General features: G+C 48.9%; 24 protein-coding genes and 1 pseudogene. 17 read left to right on the forward strand and 8 right to left on the reverse strand.

The window, feature by feature from the left end:
• Positions 1-43 precede the first annotated feature (43 nt).
• The 3 genes from O77CONTIG1_RS00350 (at position 44) to O77CONTIG1_RS23125 (ending at position 4,727) form a co-directional block, all read left to right on the forward strand.
• A complete protein-coding gene (locus tag O77CONTIG1_RS00350) occupies positions 44-2,626 on the forward strand; it encodes a TonB-dependent siderophore receptor (protein ID WP_197673283.1) in 2,583 nt (860 codons plus the stop codon).
• Positions 2,627-2,694: 68 nt separating this feature from the next.
• Positions 2,695-3,744: an iron-siderophore ABC transporter substrate-binding protein gene (locus tag O77CONTIG1_RS00355; protein WP_084781922.1), complete on the forward strand. Its 1,050-nt coding sequence runs from the start codon at positions 2,695-2,697 to the stop codon at positions 3,742-3,744.
• A 521-nt stretch (positions 3,745-4,265) separates the two neighbouring features.
• The gene (locus tag O77CONTIG1_RS23125) at positions 4,266-4,727 is read left to right on the forward strand and encodes an REP-associated tyrosine transposase (protein WP_197673284.1); all 462 of its coding nucleotides are present in this window, start codon (positions 4,266-4,268) and stop codon (positions 4,725-4,727) included.
• A gap of 273 nt (positions 4,728-5,000) precedes the next feature.
• Here O77CONTIG1_RS23125 and O77CONTIG1_RS00365 read toward each other — a convergent pair whose 3' ends face one another.
• Positions 5,001-5,435 carry a type II toxin-antitoxin system VapC family toxin gene (locus O77CONTIG1_RS00365; RefSeq protein ID WP_068507122.1) on the reverse strand — a complete coding sequence of 145 codons (435 nt, stop codon included), beginning with the start codon at positions 5,433-5,435 and terminating at the stop codon, positions 5,001-5,003.
• Positions 5,432-5,722: a hypothetical protein gene (locus O77CONTIG1_RS00370; RefSeq protein ID WP_068507125.1), complete on the reverse strand. Its 291-nt coding sequence runs from the start codon at positions 5,720-5,722 to the stop codon at positions 5,432-5,434. Before O77CONTIG1_RS00370 ends, O77CONTIG1_RS00365 begins: the two co-directional genes overlap by 4 nt.
• A 145-nt stretch (positions 5,723-5,867) precedes the next feature.
• Between O77CONTIG1_RS00370 and O77CONTIG1_RS00375 the strand changes: the two genes are divergently transcribed.
• Positions 5,868-7,646, forward strand: coding sequence for an ABC transporter ATP-binding protein (locus O77CONTIG1_RS00375; protein ID WP_156434776.1), 1,779 nt, complete (start codon positions 5,868-5,870; stop codon positions 7,644-7,646).
• Positions 7,647-7,657: 11 nt separating this feature from the next.
• On the opposite strand, the gene O77CONTIG1_RS00380 is transcribed toward O77CONTIG1_RS00375, so the two are convergent.
• Positions 7,658-7,927: a ribulose bisphosphate carboxylase small subunit gene (locus tag O77CONTIG1_RS00380; protein ID WP_068507130.1), complete on the reverse strand. Its 270-nt coding sequence runs from the start codon at positions 7,925-7,927 to the stop codon at positions 7,658-7,660.
• Positions 7,928-7,938: 11 nt separating this feature from the next.
• On the opposite strand from O77CONTIG1_RS00380, the gene O77CONTIG1_RS27625 reads away from it, so the two are divergent.
• The 6 genes from O77CONTIG1_RS27625 (at position 7,939) to O77CONTIG1_RS00405 (ending at position 10,697) form a co-directional block, all read left to right on the forward strand.
• On the forward strand, positions 7,939-8,121 hold the full coding sequence (locus tag O77CONTIG1_RS27625) for a hypothetical protein (RefSeq protein ID WP_068507133.1): 183 nt from the start codon (positions 7,939-7,941) through the stop codon (positions 8,119-8,121).
• Positions 8,063-8,347: a hypothetical protein gene (locus O77CONTIG1_RS27630; protein WP_317134174.1), complete on the forward strand. Its 285-nt coding sequence runs from the start codon at positions 8,063-8,065 to the stop codon at positions 8,345-8,347. Before O77CONTIG1_RS27625 ends, O77CONTIG1_RS27630 begins: the two co-directional genes overlap by 59 nt.
• Positions 8,344-9,006, forward strand: a complete 663-nt coding sequence (locus O77CONTIG1_RS00390; protein ID WP_068507136.1) for a WD40 repeat domain-containing protein — start codon at positions 8,344-8,346, stop codon at positions 9,004-9,006. Before O77CONTIG1_RS27630 ends, O77CONTIG1_RS00390 begins: the two co-directional genes overlap by 4 nt.
• 38 nt (positions 9,007-9,044) lie before the next feature.
• Positions 9,045-9,560, forward strand: coding sequence for a TIGR02652 family protein (locus O77CONTIG1_RS00395; protein WP_068507138.1), 516 nt, complete (start codon positions 9,045-9,047; stop codon positions 9,558-9,560).
• A gap of 75 nt (positions 9,561-9,635) precedes the next feature.
• A complete protein-coding gene (locus O77CONTIG1_RS00400; protein ID WP_068507141.1) occupies positions 9,636-9,836 on the forward strand; it encodes a hypothetical protein in 201 nt (66 codons plus the stop codon).
• 168 nt (positions 9,837-10,004) lie between these two features.
• On the forward strand, positions 10,005-10,697 hold the full coding sequence (locus tag O77CONTIG1_RS00405) for a Uma2 family endonuclease (RefSeq protein ID WP_317134175.1): 693 nt from the start codon (positions 10,005-10,007) through the stop codon (positions 10,695-10,697).
• 57 nt (positions 10,698-10,754) lie between these two features.
• On the opposite strand, the gene O77CONTIG1_RS00410 is transcribed toward O77CONTIG1_RS00405, so the two are convergent.
• On the reverse strand, positions 10,755-11,165 hold the full coding sequence (locus O77CONTIG1_RS00410; RefSeq protein WP_068507143.1) for a site-specific integrase: 411 nt from the start codon (positions 11,163-11,165) through the stop codon (positions 10,755-10,757).
• A gap of 42 nt (positions 11,166-11,207) precedes the next feature.
• Entirely contained in the window at positions 11,208-11,729 is a 522-nt protein-coding gene (locus O77CONTIG1_RS00415) for a hypothetical protein (RefSeq protein WP_225894658.1), read from the reverse strand.
• Between the two features lie 238 nt (positions 11,730-11,967).
• Here O77CONTIG1_RS00415 and O77CONTIG1_RS00420 point away from each other — a divergent pair, with 238 nt between their 5' ends.
• From O77CONTIG1_RS00420 to O77CONTIG1_RS00440, 4 genes are all read left to right on the forward strand, one after another.
• On the forward strand, positions 11,968-13,098 hold the full coding sequence (locus tag O77CONTIG1_RS00420; protein ID WP_286132474.1) for an NAD(P)/FAD-dependent oxidoreductase: 1,131 nt from the start codon (positions 11,968-11,970) through the stop codon (positions 13,096-13,098).
• Positions 13,082-13,402, forward strand: a complete 321-nt coding sequence (locus O77CONTIG1_RS00425) for a hypothetical protein (protein ID WP_286132475.1) — start codon at positions 13,082-13,084, stop codon at positions 13,400-13,402. Before O77CONTIG1_RS00420 ends, O77CONTIG1_RS00425 begins: the two co-directional genes overlap by 17 nt.
• 160 nt (positions 13,403-13,562) lie before the next feature.
• A complete protein-coding gene (locus O77CONTIG1_RS00430; protein WP_068507149.1) occupies positions 13,563-14,459 on the forward strand; it encodes an alpha/beta fold hydrolase in 897 nt (298 codons plus the stop codon).
• Positions 14,460-14,905: 446 nt separating this feature from the next.
• On the forward strand, positions 14,906-15,877 hold the full coding sequence (locus O77CONTIG1_RS00440) for a CobW family GTP-binding protein (RefSeq protein ID WP_068507156.1): 972 nt from the start codon (positions 14,906-14,908) through the stop codon (positions 15,875-15,877).
• A gap of 37 nt (positions 15,878-15,914) precedes the next feature.
• Here the strand turns inward: O77CONTIG1_RS00440 and O77CONTIG1_RS00445 are convergent, their stop codons facing one another.
• The 3 genes and pseudogenes from O77CONTIG1_RS00445 to O77CONTIG1_RS27400 form a co-directional block, all read right to left on the reverse strand.
• Positions 15,915-16,136 carry a four helix bundle protein gene (locus tag O77CONTIG1_RS00445; RefSeq protein ID WP_286132476.1) on the reverse strand — a complete coding sequence of 74 codons (222 nt, stop codon included), beginning with the start codon at positions 16,134-16,136 and terminating at the stop codon, positions 15,915-15,917.
• Between the two features lie 52 nt (positions 16,137-16,188).
• A pseudogene (locus tag O77CONTIG1_RS00450) lies at positions 16,189-17,438 on the reverse strand (IS256 family transposase).
• Between the two features lie 36 nt (positions 17,439-17,474).
• Complete coding sequence (locus O77CONTIG1_RS27400; protein ID WP_084781936.1) at positions 17,475-17,642, reverse strand: four helix bundle protein; 168 nt, start codon at positions 17,640-17,642, stop codon at positions 17,475-17,477.
• 82 nt (positions 17,643-17,724) lie between these two features.
• Between O77CONTIG1_RS27400 and O77CONTIG1_RS00455 the strand changes: the two genes are divergently transcribed.
• The 3 genes from O77CONTIG1_RS00455 (at position 17,725) to nikB (ending at position 21,817) form a co-directional block, all read left to right on the forward strand.
• Positions 17,725-18,792, forward strand: a complete 1,068-nt coding sequence (locus tag O77CONTIG1_RS00455; RefSeq protein WP_068507162.1) for a WD40 repeat domain-containing protein — start codon at positions 17,725-17,727, stop codon at positions 18,790-18,792.
• 285 nt (positions 18,793-19,077) lie between these two features.
• Positions 19,078-20,676, forward strand: coding sequence for a nickel ABC transporter substrate-binding protein (nikA, locus tag O77CONTIG1_RS00460; protein ID WP_068515769.1), 1,599 nt, complete (start codon positions 19,078-19,080; stop codon positions 20,674-20,676).
• A 244-nt stretch (positions 20,677-20,920) separates the two neighbouring features.
• A complete protein-coding gene (gene nikB / locus O77CONTIG1_RS00465; protein ID WP_197673285.1) occupies positions 20,921-21,817 on the forward strand; it encodes a nickel ABC transporter permease in 897 nt (298 codons plus the stop codon).
• Position 21,818: the final 1 nt, after the last annotated feature.

Genomic DNA, 21,818 nt, shown 5'->3' on the forward strand with positions numbered 1-21,818 from the left:
AATAATTTTCAACAAATCTGATAGTTGCGTGTGAGGCGTTTTCATGAAAGTTGGGCTGCGGTTATTTCAGGTTAGTCTGTGGATTGTTGTCGGAGTATTGGGAAGTGTTGGCGGTGGAGCATTCCCTGCAATGGCTCAAGAAGAACCAGGGAGTGATGAGGGCTTAGCTCTAAGTGATGTTCTAGAGGCTCAACCCGATGATTTGCAACCTGCACTGTCTGCCCCCAGTGCTGAGATTCCTCAGCTGCATGAATTGGAGCAACCTGCGACAACGATCGAAGATTGGGTGGCACAAATCGAAGCGTCGTTGGTGCAAATTACCAATGTGCGGGTTGAAGCCACCGACACAGGATTACAGGTGATTCTGGAAACAGAGAATGGTGTTTTGGAGGTGCCGGAAACGCAATCGGTAGGGAATGCTCTGATTGCCGATATTCCCAATGCCACCATTGCTGAAGAGTTTTCGCAGGCAGAGCCGATCGACGGGATCGCGTTGATGAGTGTGAGCAGGTTACCCGGTGGCAGAGTACGAGTTGCCATTACAGGAACGGATGCACCACCTGTGGCTGAAGTGAGAACAGAAGCTCAGGGCTTGGTATTGGCGGTAACGCTGGGAGATGCAGATGCAGTCACGGAAGAAGACGCGATTCAGGTGGTGGTGATAGGGGAGCAAGATGAGGGCTATAACCCATCGAGTGCCTCAACCGCAACGCGAACGGATACGCCACTCCGGGATATTCCCCAATCGATTCAGGTCATTCCCCAACGGGTGATCGAAGATCAGGGTGTCACTGGATTACAAGATGCTGTACGCAATAATGCACCCGGTGTAACAACGTCAGCAAATTATGCTGGAACCGGGCAAGGTGAATTCATCATTCGCGGCTTTCAACAAAACAACAACTTCCGCAATGGATTTCGTGCTGGTAGGTTTGGCTATATTGCCGATCTTGCTGACGTGGAGCGTATTGAAGTTTTGCGCGGGCCTGCTTCAGTTTTGTTCGGGCAATTACAGCCAGGTGGCATTGTCAACCTTGTAACAGAGCAACCTCTGAGTGAGCCTACTTATAACATCGAGTTCACAGGAGGGCAGTTCAGTTTTTATCGTCCGGAGCTGGATTTTTCTGGACCTTTGACAGAAAACGGAGAATTGCTATACCGCCTCAATGTGGCTTATCAAAACGCTGGCAGCTTTCGAGATGAGGTCAACTCAGAGCGATTCTTTATTGCACCAGTTTTGCAATGGAATATCAGTGAGAATACGACGTTAACCGTTGATTTCTCCTACTTGTACAATGATCCTGTCTTCGATCGCGGACTAGTAGCACTCAGCGATGGTTCTTTAGTTCTGCCAATCAACCGATTTCTGGGCTATCCGTCTCTGGATGATTACATTGAAGAGCAGGTGCGAGCAGGCTATCGCTTCGAACATCGCTTCAATGAAAACTGGGAACTCCGCAATGCCTTCTCCTTCTCTTCCGTTTTACAAACCGGATTTCATTCAGATTTTGCTGGCCGTTTGATTGACGATCGCTTTGTGCCACGAGAGTATCTCGATTCTGAGTTTCTAAATGAAGAATATGGACTACAAACTGATTTGATAGGTCGGTTCAGTACAGGTTCTCTTCAGCATCAATTGCTAGCTGGATTTGATTTAAATCGTTCCACTGATAGCTATGTATCTCGCTTTGCACCGCTACCTCCTCTGGATATTTTTGATCCTAACTATGATGTTTCTACTCCCAGTGAAACAGAATCAGGCTATTTTCAAACAGTATTTAATAATAATCTGGGAATTTATATTCAGGATCAAATTACTGTACTGGAGAATCTGAAACTCCTAGTAGGTGGACGGCTAGACTTCACAGAACAGGAGCAGAACTTTTTCGGAGAGGAAGGTTCTCAGTCTGATACGGCGTTTAGCCCGCGTATTGGCATCGTTTATCAACCGATCGAACCTATTTCACTCTATGCTAGTTTCAGCCAGTCTTTCTTTCCAGTCATTGGGCGATCGCGAACCAATGAAACTTTTCGTCCAGAACGTGGTACTCAATACGAAATTGGTGTTAGAGCAGACATTACAGATAACCTTTCTGCGACTTTAGCCGCTTATGACATCACCAAAACCAATGTCCTTACGACTGATTTAAATGATCCGAATTTCTCAATTCAAGTTGGAGAGCAGCGGAGCCAGGGTATTGAGCTTACCCTGACGGGCGAAATTTTACCGGGATGGAACATCTATGCAGGATATACTTACACGGATGCCCGTGTCACAGAAGATAACGATATTCCTGAAGGAGATATTTTACGGAGTGTTCCTGAACATGGAGCCAATTTGTGGACCACTTACGAAATTCAAACTGGCAATTTCCGAGGATTGGGGTTTGGACTTGGACTCATTTTTGTAGATGAACGGGAAGCAGAATTACCCAATAGTAATTTTCAGGTTCCAGGCTATGTACGTACTGATGTTGCCCTATTCTATCAACGAGAACGCTGGCGGGCTGCTATCAATATTCGCAACTTGTTTGATGTTGAATATTATGAAACAGCCCAAAACCGCAATGCTGTTTATCCGGGCGCGCCGCTAAACGTGACGGCATCCCTCTCCTACACGTTCTAAACTTATTGCTTTTGAAAGCATAGAATGAATGTTGTGTTAAATGATTCTTCGTTTGTTTCAAAAAGAGAATGGGTAAACAACGTAATCATTCTTCTTATCATCTTCGAAGGTGGATAAAATGGTGCTTTCTGCTAGTAGCAACGATCGCACTTATTTCAGGATGTAACTTTGTTTCTTCACAGCGTAATTCTCCACAGAAAAGCGTAGATTCAGTTGCATCATCTGCCGAGTTTCGTACAGTGCATCATGTTTTAGGAGAAACAAAAATTCCTATTCATCCTCAGCGAATTCTAGCGTTGTCAGGAACCACGGATTTAGACACACTCCTAGCACTGGAAACGCCTCCGATGGCAGCAGGCGTTGATCCTAGCTATCACACAAAGAATGGATTTTTCCCGCATTTCAACGGAAAGACCGATGGTATTCAGCCCATTCCAACCTGGCCTAAGCCCAACCTAGAACAAATTCTACAATTGAAGCCAGATTTGATTTTGGGTCAACGCAACTATGTTGAGCCAGTTTATGATCGGCTATCCCAGATTGCGCCAACATTTGTTTACGAAAATGCCATTGGTAATCCAGAATGGCGAGTAGTGTTCCGAGAAATTGCAGCAGCCATAGGTCAATCTGCCAAAGGAGAACAAGTGCTGAATGATTTAGAGCAGCGCCTAAGCCAACTAAAAGAAGCTTTAAGCAAACAAAATCATGAAACAGAAATATCTGTTATTTTCTATTGGACAGAAAACCGTTATGTCTACAGCATTTTTGGTAAACGATCGTTTGGTGGTAGTCTCTTAGAAGAATTGGAATTGCCACGTCCTTCTGCACAAAGATTTGACGCTCTTTCTCAAGATGTAAGCTTAGAACTAACCTCTTATGCCGATGGAGACATTATCTTTTTGCTGAATTATAGTGAGCCTGAAGAGGTTGAGAAATTGATTGAGAATCCACTTTGGAGCCAACTCAAGGCAGTACAAAATAACCGGGTTTATAGAGTTAACAATATTCACTGGTATACTCCAGGTGTTCTTGCTGCCCATGCCGTTTTGGATGACGTAGAGCGATATGTATTAGGACGATCGGGAAGCAGCGATGGAGCGCGATCGCTTGAGAGATGATCAAACGGTCAAAGGGATATCGATGGATAAATAAGTGCGATCGCCGATCTTGCAGGATGCGTAAAGCCTTCGGCATACCAGAAAAGTGCAGCGTAACACATCACCTAAACCTCACTCATCCCCAACATCAACAGGTGAAATCATCGTCTCCTGTAATCCCCAATCAACTGGATAAATCCCCTTTGCTACATACCGATAAAAACTAGAATACTGACAATCCGCAGCCCGACCGCACCTAATAAAATTGGGGCAACTGGGGAAGATTCTACCAATTAACAACCGTTAACACATTCACCTTAGCAAACTCTTGATCAGTGCGATCGCCCTCGCCGTAGGTTGGGTTGAGGCAACGAAACCCAGCATCCCCAAATATCTCAACGGCTGATTGTGAGATTTCCCGCTTCCCTGTCCATTCTAAACTTATCCAGAATAGACCAACCCATACAGTACCGCCGCGCTAACACCCCCGGAGCCACCTACTTCTTCACCGTTGTCACCTATCAACGTCAGCACCTCTTTGATTGCCCAGAAACCTCCAACTCCTGCGTTCTGCCTTTCATCAGGTGCAACAGCGTCATCCTTTCACCATTGATGCCATTGTGGTTCTACCCGATCACCTTCACTGTCTTTGGACATTACCAAAAAGCGATGCCAACTATTCCAGCCGTTGGCGATTGCTCAAAAGCGAATTTAGCCGCCATTGTCCGTCTCGCTACAAACGTCAACGGTCACAATCCCGTCAGCACAAAGGAGAACAAGCAATCTGGCAGCGGCGCTTTTGGGAACATCAAATTCGAGATGAAGCCGATTTGATTCGGCATGTGGACTATATTCATTACAATCCGGTGAGACATGGGTTTGTTGAAGCACCTAAGGATTGGGTCTATTCAAGCTTTCACCGATTCGTGCAAAGAGAAATTTATGAGGAACACTGGAGGGCAAACGAGACAATGAATTTTTCTGCTGAAGTGGGTCAAGAGTGAGTCAGATGTTGACTGAATCGAACGTTTCGATAAGTGTTGTAATCTCTGTGAACGCTGGGTTGAGGAACGAAACCCAACCTACTACTGAGTAATTCTCTACGAGACAGTAAAGCCGAACGAGGGTTGTGGGAAGGGGGTGATCGAAAAATGGGGAGGAGCGATCGAACGGTGTCTTGTGGGGAGGCGATTCTCTACGAGACGGCAAAGCTGAACGGGGTTTGTGGGAAGGGGGCGATCGCGTAAAGCGTTGAGAAAGAGCGATCGCCTCAATTCTTACTCAAGAAACTGCACTAAAGCCGCAACCTTGTCTCCCAACCGAATAAAGTCTTTAGGATTCAACGTTAGCAAATGGTCAACTTCAGCTTTCAGGGCTGCTTGAGCAATGACCGTATCAAATATTCCTCCACCAACCAGTTTGAATGTCCGCATCAACGCAATTGCTTTCCGATAATCTTCTGCCAACAGAGGTACAGGTTCCAGGTATTTTAACAGATCCGCGATCGCCGCTTCTGCCTCATCTGGCAAAACTTTTAGCGGTTGAGATAAACGAGTAATTACAGCATAAATTTCTGCCAAACTATGCGTTGAAAGATAACCCTCAACCTCTCCTCGTTGTGCTAACTCCAGTTTAGGAAATGCTAAATCATGACTGCGATGTTCAACCAGCAAAGCTGCAATCAAAACAGAGGTATCATACAAAACCTTCATGACTTAAATTGCCCAATCTGATTCTGAATTCGCTCCTCTCTTACATCGCTAATGAATGTATTGATATCAAGCTCATCCAATTTATCAGTTTCAATGACTAGAATTCCCTGCTTACGATGTAATCGGCTTGCCGCTTTTGGCTCTGTTTCTTCCTGCAATGGCATAGTCATTTCAACAGGAGATTGCTGCCGTTGCATCACTCGCAGCAGTTCCAGAAGTGCCCGAACCAGCTCATCGGGAGACTGCTCGATCGCTTCGATTAATTCCTCTTTAGGAGTCATTGCCATTTTGCCCCTTGTCAATAAAGTTAAGCCGATCAGTCTTCAGCAATAGCCTTTCCAGAGTGGTGAGTATCCACCGAGATAGGAGAGAGATTGCGATCGCCCGACCGCGCTTTTACAACTCATTATAATGTTCCTTAAAACAGCATCGATGTCACCTTCTCAGCCACTCCTGCGTCTACTTCGCTACGGCAAGCCCTACCAGGTGCAAATTTGGGGGGCAACGCTCTTCTCCATCCTTCGCACCCTATTTGACCTGGCTCCCCCCTATTTGATTGGCGTTGCAGTGGATGTAGTCGTTGAGCAAGAAGCCTCTTTAATCGCACGATTTGGCATTCAAGATCCGCTGACGCAGTTGTTAGTCCTGTCCATTCTGACGATCGCCACCTGGGGTTTGGAATCTCTCAGTCAATATGGGGCAGATAAGTTGTGGCGTAATCTCGCCCAAACCTTGCAGCATGAACTGCGGATCGACACCTACAATCACCTGCAAGAACTCGAACTGGCTTTCTTTGAAGACCGTAGCACCGGAACGCTCCTGTCGATTCTGAATGATGACATCAATCAACTTGAGCGCTTCCTCAACTTTGGGGCGCAAGATCTGATCAGCTTTTTTACACGAGTCTTTGCCGTTGGCATTAGCTTTGTGCTGCTGGCTCCTGGGCTTGCCTGGTTTGCAATGGTGCCGATTCCCTTCATTCTGTGGGGAACATTTCTGTTTCAATCGCGGTTGGCTCCCCGCTATGATACGGTGCGAGATCAGGCAGGATTGATTAGCGATCGCCTCTCCAATAACCTCTCTGGCATTGCCACGATCAAAAGCTTTACCGCCGAAGCTTATGAGAGTGATCGCGTTTATCAGGAAAGTGAAGCCTATCGTCGGGGGAGTCAGCGGGCGATCGCCCTGAGTGTTGCATTTCAGCCCCTGATTCGGTTTCTCATCCTGCTGGGATTCGTGATGACGTTATATCTGGGTGGTCGAGAAGTCCTTCAGGGTCAGCTCACGGTCGGCACTTATGGCTTCATGGTGTTCATCGTGCAAGACCTGCTGTGGCCCTTCACTGAACTGAGCGAAATTATGGATGAATATCAGCGAGCAATGTCATCCGTGCGTCGCGTTATGAGCTTGCTCGATACACCGATTGCTATTCCTCACGGCGATCGCGCTCTACTGCTCAACGCTGTTCGAGGAGAAGTACAGTTCGATGACATCACCTTTGCCTACAACGATCGCAATCCAGTTCTCAAACATCTTTCTCTTCAAGTTCCTGCGGGTGCAACTATTGGTATTGTTGGCGTAACAGGTTCAGGTAAAAGTACACTCGTCAAACTGCTGCTGCGATTCTATGAAGTGCAAAGTGGACGCATTTTGATTGACGGTATCGATATCCGAGATCTCAACCTACTTGATTTACGGCAGTGCATTGGCTGGGTGAGTCAGGATGTGTTTTTGTTTCACGGCACAGTAGCAGAAAACATTCGCTACGGTAGTTTTGATGCAACTCATGAGCAGATTGTTTATGCGGCAAAATTAGCTGAAGCCCATGAGTTTATTAAACAACTGCCGCAAGGCTATGACACCATTGTGGGAGAGCGAGGACAGAAACTTTCAGGAGGACAGCGACAACGACTTGCGATCGCCCGTGCCATCCTCAAAGACCCACCGATTCTGATTCTCGATGAAGCCACGTCAGCAGTCGATAACGAGACTGAAGCGGCAATTCAGAAATCATTGACAAAAATTACGCAGAATCGGACAACCATTGCGATCGCCCATCGCCTCTCTACCATTCGCCATGCAGATTGTATTTATGTGATGGATCAGGGACAGATTATAGAACAAGGAACCCATGAAGAACTGCTATCTCTGAATGGAAGCTATAGCAACCTTTGGGCTGTACAGTCAGGACTTTCACCAACGCTGCATTAACGCTGCATTCACTAAAGCACGTCAGGCTGTTGAATCACTAAACCACTACCTCGCTGCCGAGTTCCAGGATTGATGCTAAATAGACGCACATATTGATGTGGATAACGTTGTAGAAGTTGTGCTACTGCGGCGATCGCCTCCTCTTCCTGCGTTGCTCTAATCACGCCACAATCTGACCAGGAATTTGCCCGAAACCGTCGCGTATCCGCCTGTTCCACGCCAATATAAAATTTCTGGCTCAACACTTCTCGAATCCAGGCGATCGTTAAGGAGCCGTTCATCCCCTCATCAATTGATTCAGGCACTTGAGGATAAGGGATACGCTTACGCGATCGATGGCGATGTTTACTACAGCGTGCGGCAGTTTGCAGAGTACGGCAAACTTTCGGGACGGCAGTTAGAGCAGAGGCAAGCTGGTGCTGGGGGGCGAGTTGACCCCAACGATCCAGAGTTCAAAAAACCAATACCCGTTTGATTTTGCTCTATGGAAAGCAGCAAAGCCAGGTGAGCCTGCCTGGGAATCTCCCTGGGGACAAGGGCGACCGGGCTGGCATATTGAATGTTCTGCCATGATCCGAGCCAGGTTAGGAGAGGCGATCGATGCCTGGTCTGGCATCCCACCTGTAATCACCTGGCATTTAATCAAGGAAAAACTGTATAGATCTGGGATGCGGATCAAGCGGAAACTGCGACCTGTTTGATCGGAATTGCCAGTCCGCAAGATATTCGCTGGTCACCGGATGGGAAACATTTGGCGATCGCCATCAAAAGCAACATCCTCATTTGGAACAGCCAGGACTGGAGCGCACCTCGCTACCAGTGGGAATTGACTTCGCCCGCCAGTGCGATCGCCTGGTCGCCCGATGGTTCCTTGCTGGCTTGTGCCATTCATGACCACAGTATCGGAGTGCTGGACTGGTCAAAAGTACAACACCTCCAGCGTGAGCCAACTGACGAAAACGACCTGCCTACGCTCATGCGTGGCTTCCCTGGAAAAATTCGCCAGTTGGCATGGGCAGATTTACCGCCATCGCCTGACCTGCCACCGATTCTAGCCGCTGCCACTCGCGAACTGGTGACGATGTGGATGCAATTCCCCGAAGGTTGGGACAGTTGGGTGTTAGACCTGCACAGTGATACGGTCTTGGACGTGGCATTTCAACCCCAAACGGGATGGCTTGCCTCACTGTCCGAAGATGGCTGGATTATTCTGTGGCAAGCAGCCCTGGAAGCGGCTCAAGTACTGGAAGGAGCGGAAGCGGGGTTTTCCTGTCTGGCATGGCACCCAACGGGACACCATTTAGCCGCAGGCGGACAACAAGGCGAATTGTTGGTCTGGTCTACGGGTAGCAATAGATGAGTAACCGTTGGTTTACGATATTTAATCGGGCATTTGATATGGCTCAAATTCTTGGAGACTATCCGATCTTCGGTTCAGAAATTCACTGTCCCCAGTGTCACCGGACAATTCCAGCGTTGTTCCTGACAGATACCTATATTTGTCCCAAGCATGGTGCCTTTGAAGCAAATCCACATACACAGGAGTTAATTCATATTCAGTCGGGGCAAAGTTGGCGGCAATGGGAGAATCAATGGCATCGACAGCATCCTTGTCCCGATGGCTTGCGATTTGAAATTGCGGAAGCCCTCGATCGCCTTTACCGACAAGGTTACCGGGCAACACAGATCATCATTGCCCACCGCTACCAGGAGCTTCTTGCCTCCAGCTTAACGAACCATTCAGACTGGTTTCAGCCTTTCTATTTTATTCAATACCAGCTTTATGGAGTGCCTGTGGCATTCAGTCCAGATTCCTCAGCAGAACCACGCTGGCAAATCATCAATTTTGAGTTGGAAACTGAACCGGGTGAACCCAAGAACTATACCTATCCGTTTTTACGGGCATGGCGGTAGTTAGAAATCATGATATTGACCTGCTGCTGAGTACCTTGAGAAACAACCTTAAATGTTTAGTAGGAGATTAAGACGATGACAACCATTCAGCACTATGCAACGAACTACATCGAAAACGCTAAAGTAACTTTGACCACTTCATCACAAATAATTGAGGCAAAATCAGTGGAATACTATGTGGAATACTATATTGCCAGTGGGTATGTCAAAGTAATCACTCAAGATGACAAGACGTTGATTACCCACATCAGTAATGTCGTGATTGAAGTGACCTGATGTGACAAGTGTTTTGTGCTCCGGATGATGCAGAGGATGGACATGATGACTTAGGATTTCGAGTGGTTTGTCAAGATGTAGGCACTCCGGAACAGCCAGAAATTGGGGCATCATTCCGGCGCTACGTTGACTAAAATGGATACTATCTCCTTCATTCTCTAGAGCTTGATGATGGTGTTGCAGCAGCCTGCCGGTCCCACTCCGATTCCACCCTTAGAGAGTGGCGATCGCCTGACTCGTGCCGAGTTTGAGCGCCGCTATGAGGCAACCCCAGAAAACTTCAAAGCGGAATTGATTGAAGGAGTGGTTTACGTGGCATCCCCAGTCAGAACGTTTCATGGTACGCCTCATGCTGCCTTAGTCACCTGGTTAGGGGTATATTGGACGGCTACTCCTGGTGTCAGCGTGGCTGATAACACCACAACCCGGTTGGACTTAGACAATGAACCCCAACCAGATGCGCTGCTGCGAATTGAAGTTGGCGGTAGCTCAACGATTAGTGAAGATGGCTATATCGAGGGGGCACCGGAATTAGTGGCGGAAATTGCCACGAGTAGTGCAGCGATCGATTTAGGAGCCAAGCAGAATGCCTATCGCCGCAATGGGGTACAGGAATATTTGGTATGGCAAACCTTTGAGAATCGCTTCAGTTGGTTTCGGCTGCAAGCAGAGGAATTTGTTGTCATTGAACCAGATGCCGATGGCATGATTCGCAGTAGCGTGTTTCCCGGATTATGGCTGAATGTACCAGCCTTATTGGAGGGTAGGATGATGGAGGTGCTGAATGGGCTGCAAACTGGAATTGCTGACTCCATGCATCAAGCGTTTGTGCAACTCTTGGCAGAGCGTGCTGCTTTGTAGATACCGCAAGGGTCGCGCAATCTTGAATGAGCTTGTCAATCAGATGCTGCGTGATGGCTACTTCAAGGTGTCTAGCACTTTTTGATAAGTCATGGCTTTTTCGGTAGCCAAAAACTGAAAAAACTTTCTCAGTGCAACCCGTAAGTCACTCTCCGTTGCCGAATCCATTACCTTCCGCTTGTACCAACTGCGAAAGTGGCTGTTCACCATGCCTTTGGTAATGTCTTCAAGCTGCTCGACATCAGTGTAACCACAAATAAAGTGGATAAACAAATCCACAATACCCGTATGCTTCCGCACCGTTTTAGGAACGTATTTGGTGGCTAAATACTCACCAAATTCCTGATTCAACTGCTCCAAGGATTCACGAAACGGTGCCCTGGCAGCCTCCGCCTGTTTCAGTGCCTCGAAGTACTCATTGATTTTGTCGCCTGGAATCACGACCCGACCAGTAAAAACCTTTGCCATAATGTTTCTGCTCCATCGCAGGAACTCATTCGGTCAATCAGTCTAATTTGCAACGAGGGGATTTGATAAGGTGGATGCAACCGAAAGGTGAAATTGTTTGCCTGCATCTTGCAGTTGAAAATCAACAATATACCGCTTATTCTTGGCAAAGAATTTCTGTTTTCGAGCAATGAGTTCGTCAATAATCTCCCGCGTATCTTGTTGAGCCAACGGGTCATTCCCTTTCAAGCCCACTTTGATCAACTGGTCAATCATGGGTTGTCGCTCATTCTCTGGCATAATAGCCAGGTTCCAGGCAATCACGGCAATGCTGAACAGCTTCTCCCGTTGACTCCGATTCCGGGCAAAGTCTAGATAAGGTTCAACAAATTCCTCCAAAACCTCAGACATCTTGACTTCACCCTTCGGATTTGTCACGATATCCGCAAATTTGTCACCCAAAGGTCCTTTCTGAACCTTCTGCTGCAACTTCTCCAGTCCTTTTTGATGGGTTTTATCCGCCCGTTGTTGGTTGAGAATTTCACCGAAGCCTTTAGATTTTCTCGCCATAAAAATCTGCTCCATCGCTTGACGCTAAGTTTAACATTTGAATCTGTTTGGGAATCAGGCGATCGGATCTGAATGGTGATCGCTGAATTTCCTTTCAAGCCAGGAGTCAGGAAAAGCACTAACGATTCTCGGTCTCCATACCTTACAATGAGAATGATTATCATTCTAATCATCTTTTAGCCTCATGGAAAAGCCGGAAGCGTTTGATGTGATTGTGGTGGGTGCGGGTGCATCGGGCATCGGGGTTGGGGTAGTGCTGAAGGATTTGGGATTGGAGAATTTTGCAATCCTGGAGCGGCATCAAATTGGCGAGTCCTTTCGACGCTGGCCGCAAGAGATGAATTTCATTACCCCATCCTTCCCCAGTCATGGCTTTGGACACCTCGACTTGAATGCGATCGCCCGCAAAACCTCTCCTGCCATTAGCTTTCGGCGAGAACATCTGACGGGTAAAGCAATATGCTCAGTACCTAGAGAGGTTGCAGATTACTTTCAGATCCCGGTTTATACCGGCGTTGAAGTTCAAAAGATTGAACCTTTACCGCAATGCGGAGGATTTCTGGTTCATGTTCCGGATGGTATCCTCAAAACCCAATTTCTGATTTGGGCGGCTGGGGAATTTCAATATCCCAACTTAACTCCTTTTCCGGGTGCAGATTTATGTTTACATAATTCTCAGATTCAATCCTGGACTCATTTGAAAGGAGATGAATTTATCATCATCGGTGGCTATGAAAGTGGCATGGATGCGGCATCCAATTTAGTTGCATTAGGCAAACGAGTCAAAGTTTTAGATCGCACTGGCATTTGGGCAAATCCCGATACTGACCCCAGTATTTCCTTATCTCCCTACACCCTTCAGCGGATTGAGTTTTGCTACTCGACTGGGCGATTAGAACTGATTGGCAATGCCGCGATCGAAGAGGTGAAAACTGTTCCTGGTGGCTACGCGGTCTATAGCGAATACAACAAATGGGTGTCACCCACCCAGCCCATTCTCTGTACAGGATTTGAGGGCAGTTTAAAGCAAATTGCTCATTTGTTTAACTGGTCTGAAGGCTATGCCAGGTTAACTGAAGAGGACGAATCAACCATCACTCCTGGATTATTCGTAGTGGGTCCTTCCGTGCGTCACGGCAACGTCATCTTCTGCTTTATCTACAAGTTTCGCCAGCGGTTTGCCGTCGTTGCCAATGCGATCGCCCAACGTCTCGACATTGACCCCACACCCCTTAAAGTTTACCGACAGGAAGGGATGTTTCTGGACGAAGGGAACACTGAGCCAGTTCTTTACCAACGCCATTCCCATCTTTCTGGTGATCACGTTAATTGCTTCTGTCCTGGACTGGCTGCGTGTTTTGAATCGTTTGAGTCAGTTGATTAATCCAGCAATGGGGTTGTTTCGCCTACCACCGGAAGCGGCATTGCCTGTGATTCTGGCATCGATCCGTAAAGATGGACTCCTGCTGTTTGCTGAACCTAATACAGTTAGCCTGTTGTCTCCTGTGCAAATCCTCACAGGTGTTTATCTAGCCGGAGTGTTGTTACCCTGTCTGGTGACGGCACTAACGATCGCCCGTGAACAGTCCTTCAAGTTTGCTCTGGGGTTGATGGTGAGGCAGGCGACTGCGGCGATCTGCTTTGCCTTAGTTCTAGCTTGGGGCGGTCGTTTACTCTGGGCAGTGTGAAGCAAAGTTTGATTTCAATGAGTCATTTTGCCTCACGCGATGCCTTGCTAGAGTGATTTTCAGAGACTTAGCTCTGTCGTAAAGCGGCATCCCATAGAATGAGAACTATTATCAGTTTTAGGTGATAGTTTCTTGTCCAGAATCCAGAGGGTAAGTTGTGATGACTGCATCAATTTACAATCCTGCCACTCAAATTGGTGGAGAGACTCAATTCTTTGAATGGGTCTGGCAAAATCAAACCTATTCAGTTGCTTATGAAACACGAGGCAGCGGCACTCCAGTTCTGCTTCTGCCTGCTTTTAGCACCGTTTCCACTCGTGGCGAAATGCAGGGAATTGCCGAACAGCTAGCCCCGCATTTTCAAGTGGTTGCAATGGACTGGTTAGGATTTGGACAGAGCGATCGCCCCCCATTAAACTATTGCCCAGCCCTCTACCGCCAACTTCTCCAGGATTTTGTTCGTGCCCACTTCCAACAACCGATCGCCGTTGTCGCTGCCGGACATGCCGCCGGATACGCGATGCAAGCCGCTCAACAGCCCAACCTTTTCTCAAAACTGGCGTTGGTGGCTCCTACCTGGAAGGGACCATTGTGCGCGATGGGTGCGCCAACACCTGTACGGGATGGGGTGCGGGAACTGGTGCGATCGCCCGGTCTGGGACAATTTCTCTACGGGTTGAATACGACTCCTGGTTTTCTCAAATTCATGTATCGTCGCCATGTGTTTGTGAATGAGGCACGGCTTACCCCAGACTTTATAGCAGCCAAGCACCAGATTACCCAGCAACCGGGGGCACGGTTCGCACCAGCCGCCTTTGTGACGGGAACCCTGGACCCGGTAGCTAATCGAGACGAGTTTTTGACGGTGGGGCGATCGCTCACCATCCCTACCCTGGTTGTCATAGGCGAACAATCACCACCTCAATCAAAGGCTGAAATGGAAGCCCTGGCAACATTACCCAACGTCCAATCTGTTCGGCTGCCGGGAACATTGGGTATGCATGAGGAAGAGGCGAGTGAAGTGGCAGCGATCGTATCACCGTTCCTACGAGCTTAATTTGCACCCATCATCAAGCTTAAAACCAGGGAATGGAGTCGAAGAAACGACCCATTTGCTGGAGATTGCTAAATACGCCTACGATCCCTCCTGCTACTCCCAAGGCAACAAGGGTATAGATCTGGGATGCCGTAATATCCGAAAGAAAATACCACCCATAGGAGAGTGGGATTAAAGCCAGGAAGCAGCCAATAAAAGCACCCCAGAAAAATCGGATCGCTGCATCGGTTAGCTTTTTGGCTGGCGGCTCGGATGGTGTCGGTGGCATTGGAAATTACCGCATTAATGAGTTGTGGATATTCTGACACACCTCCTCACCGGCTAACGTTCGGTTTCCTCAACCCAAAACTGCCAGAATTCCGCCTCAACCCAAAACACTTGTTGAATCTTAGCTTTTATCTATAATTTGAGAATGATTATCGTTCTTTAGTAAAGAGGCGTGACCGATGGTAGCTGCCGATATTCCAAGTTCTGTCCCTGTAACCGTTCTCACAGGCTATCTGGGTGCCGGGAAGACGACACTTCTCAATCGCATCCTCACCCACGAACACGGTAAGAAAGTTGCTGTCATCATTAACGAATTTGGCGAGGTGGGCATCGATAATCAGTTGGTAATTGATGCCGATGAAGAAATCTTTGAGATGAACAATGGCTGCATCTGCTGTACGGTGCGGGGCGACTTGATTCGCATCATTGGCAACCTGATGAAGCGGCGCAACAAGTTTGACCATCTCGTGATTGAAACGACAGGATTGGCAGATCCCGCTCCTGTGATCCAGACCTTCTTTATGGACGAAGATGTGCGATCGCAAACTAGCCTGGATGCCGTTGTCACCGTTGTGGATGCCAAACATATTCACCAACACTGGGATGCCGATGAAGCGATCGAGCAATTGGCGTTTGCCGATGTGATTTTGCTGAATAAAATCGATCTGGTAACGCCTGCTGAACTGGATGAATTAGAGCAGCGCATCCGCTCCATGAATGCAATGGCGAAAATCTACCGCACCAAGGATGCTCAAGTGGAAATGGACAGCATCCTGGGCGTGGGTGCCTTCGATCTGAGTCGTGCCCTGGAAATTGACCCCAATTTCTTAGGTGAGGCCGCTCACGAACATGATGAGACCGTGGGATCAGTGGCGATCGCAGAATCCGGTGTGTTGAACTTTGAGCGGCTGAATACCTGGATGGGCGAACTGTTACGCAATCAAGGACCGGATATTTTCCGAATGAAAGGCATTCTCAACATTGAAGGCGAAGATAATCGATTTGTGTTTCAGGGAGTTCACATGCTGTTTGACGGCAGAGCCGATCGCCCCTGGAAGCCCAACGAAACCCGCAAGAATGAACTGGTCTTCATCGGTCGCAATTTGGATGAGCGGGAGTTGAAGGAGGGGTTTCGGGGATGTTTGGTGTAGGGAGTGGATGGGGGGTGGGGTGGATGGGTGGATGGGGTTAGTCGATCAGCCAGTTGGGTGCGTTTTTGGTCATTGATACGAGTTGTCCGAGGACGAGATCGTAGGTTTTGTAGAGGTTTCTGCCGCTTTCAGGATCGAGATATTGGCATTTAACAGCGAACTCTATCCAAATTTGAGTTTCGGTTGCCTCTGCCTGACAATCGGTCAACTTAGCGATGAATGCGGCTTTATACCTGCGTTTTCGCCATGCCTCACCCAAGTTGGCACACACCGATCGAGACAAGGAGAGTGTCAATTTTTTTGTGTAAGGCTTAGAACTGAGGAAAGCGATCGGGGAACTCAATGGCAAAACGCATGAGTGCTGCTTTCCAATCGCGGATCGGCATCGTCCACTTTTTGGCAATATTGTTAAGCGCCAAGTAGAGCAGCTTGTAGACCGATTCCTCATTGGGGAAGCATCCCTTTGTCTTGAGCACCTTACGCAACGAGCGATTGAGCGACTCGATTGCATTGGTGGTGTAAATCACTTTGCGAATGTCTGGTGGATAGTCAAAGAAGGGGATGATGTTGTTCCAGTGACGCAACCAGATCTGGGAAATCGTGGGATAGAGCCTGTCCCACTTATCAGCGAAGTTTTCTAGTGCGGTCTCAGCCTCCTCTACCGTGGCCGCTTGATAAATCGGCTTGAGGTCGGCAATGACTTCGGCTTGGCTGCCCCAGGGCACATAGCGCAAAGAGTTGCGAATCAGATGCACGATACACAACTGCACTCGTGTTTTGGGAAAGACCGCTGCAATCGCATCGGGGAAGCCTTTGAGTCCATCTACACAGGCGATGAAAATGTCTTCTACGCCGCGATTCTTGAGGTCGGTCAGCACTTTGAGCCAAAACTTTGCCCCTTCATTGGCAGACATCCATAGCCCTAGGACTTCCTTAATCCCGTCAAGCGTTACACCTAAGACAACGTAAACGGCATGATTGCTCACCCGCCCGTCTTCTCGCACATGAACGTGAATGGCATCGAGGTAAACAATCGGATACAGCTTAGCCAGCGGGCGGTTCTGCCACTGACGCACCTCGTCACTGACCGCATCGGTGACTTGGCTAATCAACGTGGGAGAAACCTCCACCCCATAGAGTTCCTCCAGTTGCGCTTGAATATCTCGAGTGCTCAAGCCTCGGGCATACATTGCCATGATTTTGTCATCCAGCCCACTCAAGCGTCGCTCTCCTTTGGGCACCAAAATCGGCTCAAAGGTGCTGTTACGGTCGCGGGGAATCGAGAGTGCCAATTCTCCACAGTCTGCTTTGACGGTTTTAGAGGAGTACCCGTTACGACTATTGCGATGCTTGCTGGAACTGGTTTCTTCAGGAGGCGGAGCTTGGACTTCGGTTTCCAGGTGATGGCTCAATTCTGCTTGCAGTGCTCGTTCCACCAGTCGTTTGGTCAGTTGTTTGAGCAGTCCTTGTTCTCCCAGGATTTGCTCGGGGTGGAGTAATCGGCAAGCAGCTCATCCAGCAGGTGGTCTACTTTATCTTGGGGGCGACGACGGCGAGGCATGGGCGGTCTCCTGATGTTTGAACTAATTTTGACCGCTTACACAAAATAATTTACAGTCTCAGACGAGCGACGGATTTGATCCGTTAATGAGTAACGTTCTTCAACCGGAAACTTTTTAGAAGCCTCAAAAATCTCCATTGCAGCCCTGAATGCTGCCTGGTAAACCTCCAACTCACGATAACTCTTCACCAACCCCGTTGCCATATTCACACCCCCTTGCCCATCCCCCCCTATAATTCCCACCTATCCCCTCATCCACCCCTCCACCCTTCCCCTCATCCACCCCATGAAATCCCAAACCCTCCTCCAACCGCACTGGCAAACCAAACTGTCTGACTATATCACCGCGATCGCCTGGTCGCCCGATGGTCGCTGCTTGGCGGCTTGTTCGGCGGCTGGGGAGGTGGTGTTGATCCGTCTGCCAGGTTTTCAATCTACTCTTCTCCAGAGTGAAACGGGGTACTCCATCGATTGCCTTGCGTTTTCCCATGATGGGCAGTTTTTGGCGATCGGAGGGCAAGATGGGCAGGTCAAGATCTGGTCACTTCAAGCGGTCGCGCCAGAACTCGTCACTACCCTAGAAAACAAATCGGTTTGGGTCGATCGCCTGTGCTGGAATCCCACGAAGCATGAGCTTGCTTTTAGCTTGGGCAAGTATGTGCAGGTTTGGGATGCTGATACGCAGGACGTTGTGACGACGCTTAACTTTGAGGCTTCCACGGTTCTGGATCTGGATTGGCGCAGAGATGGGAAATATCTGGCGCTGGCGGGCTATCAAGGGGCAAGAGTCTGGAATACAAACGATTGGGATGCAGAGGAGGAGGCGTTAGACATTCCTTCGGCAACGGTGGCGATCGCCTGGTCGCCCGATAACCAGTTTATTGCTGAGGGCAATCTGGATAATACTTTAAGCGTGTTGGAGTGGGGCAATCCGGCACCCTGGTTGATGCGGGGCTTTCCGGGTAAAGTGCGACAACTGGCATGGTCTGAGGTTCCCACAAATATTGGTGTACCGATGCTGGCATCCTGTAGTGGTGCGGCAGTGGTGGTGTGGGAGCGCGATCGTGATGAACGAGTTGGTTGGGCAAGCCGAATTTTGGGCAACCATGAAGGGGTGGTGCAGGCGATCGCTTTTCAGCCGAATTCCCTTTTACTGGCATCCGCAGCAGAGGATGGGTGGGTCGCCCTTTGGCACCGGGGTAGCCGACTGATTCAATCTTTGACAGGTGCATCCAATGGCTTCTCCTGCCTCACCTGGCATCCCCAGGGACATCAACTGGCGGCGGGTGGACTGGATGGTGAGTTGTTGGTCTGGTCACAGGCTTTGCGTGGTCGTGGGTTTGGTGGACGGTGAACGCATCATTCTCCGCTGTAACTTTTTATTTTTGACACAGCTCTTTGCAGCATACTCACAGAACCGACAATGTAGAAGAGATGCCTTAAAAAAGGATAAAACTTTGCTCTAATTCACCGTTTTATCCCTCCCCTCCGCATTGTTTCATCCCTGATTCAAGTAGTAATGTTTGACTCCGACAAGGTTGATGTTCAACTGCTGAAGTAAAACGAATTTAACTTTTAGAGTCAATTGCTTCGTGATTCCCAGACGAGAGTGAACCAACCCTTTAGCAATACTTTTCTGATGAGAAAAACCTTTTTTCGTGCGCTACTGGCGATCGCAGTTGCTGCTGTGATCATCCTGCCAAGCTGTGCCCAGCCCAATACTCAATCCCAAACCTCTACAGATTCAACGCTGACGTTTTCCTGGTCGCAGGATGTTGGACCGCTCAATCCACATATGTATGGTCCCAGCCAGATGTTTGCTCAGGATTTAATTTATGAGCCACTGGTGAGCTACGATCGCGGCGGTGAGATTCAGCCTGCACTGGCGGAAAGTTGGGAGGTGTCGCCCGACGGTAAGTTAATTACATTCCAATTGCGTGAAGGCGTGCAGTTTTCTGATGGCACACCGTTTGATGCAGCGGCGGCTAAAGCTAACTTTGATCAGGTCTTACAAAACCGCAAAGAGCATGACTGGCTGGGATTGATTGAGGCGATCGATCGCGTGGAAGCGCAGGGCGATCGCACCTTGCAGATGTACCTGAAAACCCCCTATTACCCCGCCCTGCAAGAATTAACGCTAATTCGCCCGGTTCGTTTTCTGTCGCCCAAAGCGTTTCCTGATAGCGGCACGACCGCAGAAGGTATTAAAGCCCCAATTGGCACAGGGCCGTGGGTACTAGCCGAGTACCAGAAGGACACTCAGGCGGTTTTCAAGCGCAACGAGAACTATTGGGGCAACAAACCTGCCATTGAACAGGTGACGGTCAAAATTATTCCCGATGGCGAAACGCGAGTCCTGGCATTTGAGAACAACGAAATTGATTTGATCTACGGCAACGGCGAAATTAGTCTTGACTCGTTTAAGCGACTGCGCGATTCAGGGGACTATACGGCTGAGGTGTCGCCACCGTTGAACACGCGAGCGATCGCCATTAACTCCAATCGGGGAGCCACCGCAGACCTGAAGGTGCGGCAGGCGATTCAGCACAGTGTTAATAAAGATGCGATTATTTCTGGCATTTTCTACGACACGGAACAAAGAGCCGACACCTATTTTTCAACCGAAGTGCCCTATGCTGATGTTGGCTTGCAACCCTACGCCTACGACCTGGATCAAGCCAAAGCCTTACTCGATGAAGCTGGATGGCAACAGCCCGCAGGACAGGCGATCCGCCAGAAAGACGGTCAGCCCTTGACGCTCGATCTTTCGTTTAGCGGGGAAAACAATGTGGACAGGGCGATCGCTGAAGCGGTTCAGGCTGATCTGAAAGCCGTCGGGATGGATGTCCGACTGTTGGGAGAAGAAGAGCAATCCTGGTACGATCGCCAGGCAAACGGCGAATTTAACCTGATCTTCAATGACACCTGGGGACCTCCGTATGAGCCGCAGGCAATGGTGTCTTCGATGCGCGTTCCGTCTCATGCGGACTACGCGGCTCAGCAAGGACTGCCGATGAAAGCGGAGATCGATCGCAAAATTGGTGAAGTGCTGCTAACGACTGACGAAACACCCCGTCAGCAGCTTTACCGCGACATTCTCACCACGCTGCATGAGCAGGCAGTTTATCTGCCGATTTCCTATTCAACTAATGTTGCCGTGATGCACAAGGAGTTATCTGGGTTTGAGTTTATGCCGCAGGCAAATCAAGTGCCGTTGAGTAAGCTCAGCAAGTCCTAAAGCTGATTGACTGACAAACGTCTTAAACCCTCACCCTAAATCCATCTCCCGCTCTGGGAGAGGGACTTTGAGGATTAGACTCTGGCTCCCCTTCCCCTCTTGTGGGAGAAAGGGGGAAGGGGATGAGAGCAGCAAGATTTGTCGGTTGGGCAGACAACTTCAACACACCCCAAACCTTTTACTACAACCCGTGAAACTGACTGACCATTATGTTTTCAGGCGCATCTTTCAACTTATTCCCGTATTGCTGGGAATCTCGATCATCACGTTCTTGCTGATTCAACTGATGCCCAGCGATCCGGCGGCGGTGGTGCTGCGTGTGGCAAATACTCCGGCAACTCCAGAAGCGATCGCAGAAATGCGAGAAAAACTCGGACTCGATCGCCCCCTGCCCGTGCAGTATCTCGACTGGCTCTGGCACGTTTTGCGGCTAGATTTTGGGCAATCCTTTGTGACCGGAAAACCCGTTTTGCAAGAAGTGATGCACTATGTGCCGACAACGCTGATTTTAACCGCCTGTGCCACCCTGCTGATTTTTGCGATCGGCTTGCCAATGGGAATTATGGCGGCATTGTACCGCGATACTGTTTTCGACCAGGTAAGTCGCTTGTTTGCTTACATTGGCGTGGCAATGCCAAGTTTCTGGCTGGGATTTTTGCTGATCTATGTGTTTAGCTTCAAGCTAGGCTGGTTTTCGGTGATTCATCGCGGTTCGATCGCCGATTGGATTTTGCCTTCGCTCACCTTAGCCTGGGCACCTGCGGCGGTTTATGCCCGTTTGTTGCGCGGCAGTATGCTAGAAAGCCTCAGTCAAAATTATGTGCTGTACGCCAGAGCCAGAGGTTTGCTAGAGCGGCTGGTGATTCTGCAATATGCGTTAAAAAATGCACTGTTGCCCGTTGTGACGGTGTTTGGATTGAGTTTTGCGAATCTACTTTCTGGTGCGGTGATTGTGGAAAGTGTGTTTGCGCTGCCAGGGCTGGGACGATTTGCAGTTCAATCCATTCTCAATCGCGATTATCCGGTTGTACAGTGTTATGTCTGCCTAACGGCGGTGCTATTTGTCGTCGTCAATCTGATGGTTGACCTGACCTACAGCTATTTCGATCCGCGTATTCGTTTTGGGAAGCAAGAAGTTTAAT

Source organism: Leptolyngbya sp. O-77, from assembly GCF_001548395.1.
Classification (GTDB): domain Bacteria; phylum Cyanobacteriota; class Cyanobacteriia; order Elainellales; family Elainellaceae; genus Thermoleptolyngbya.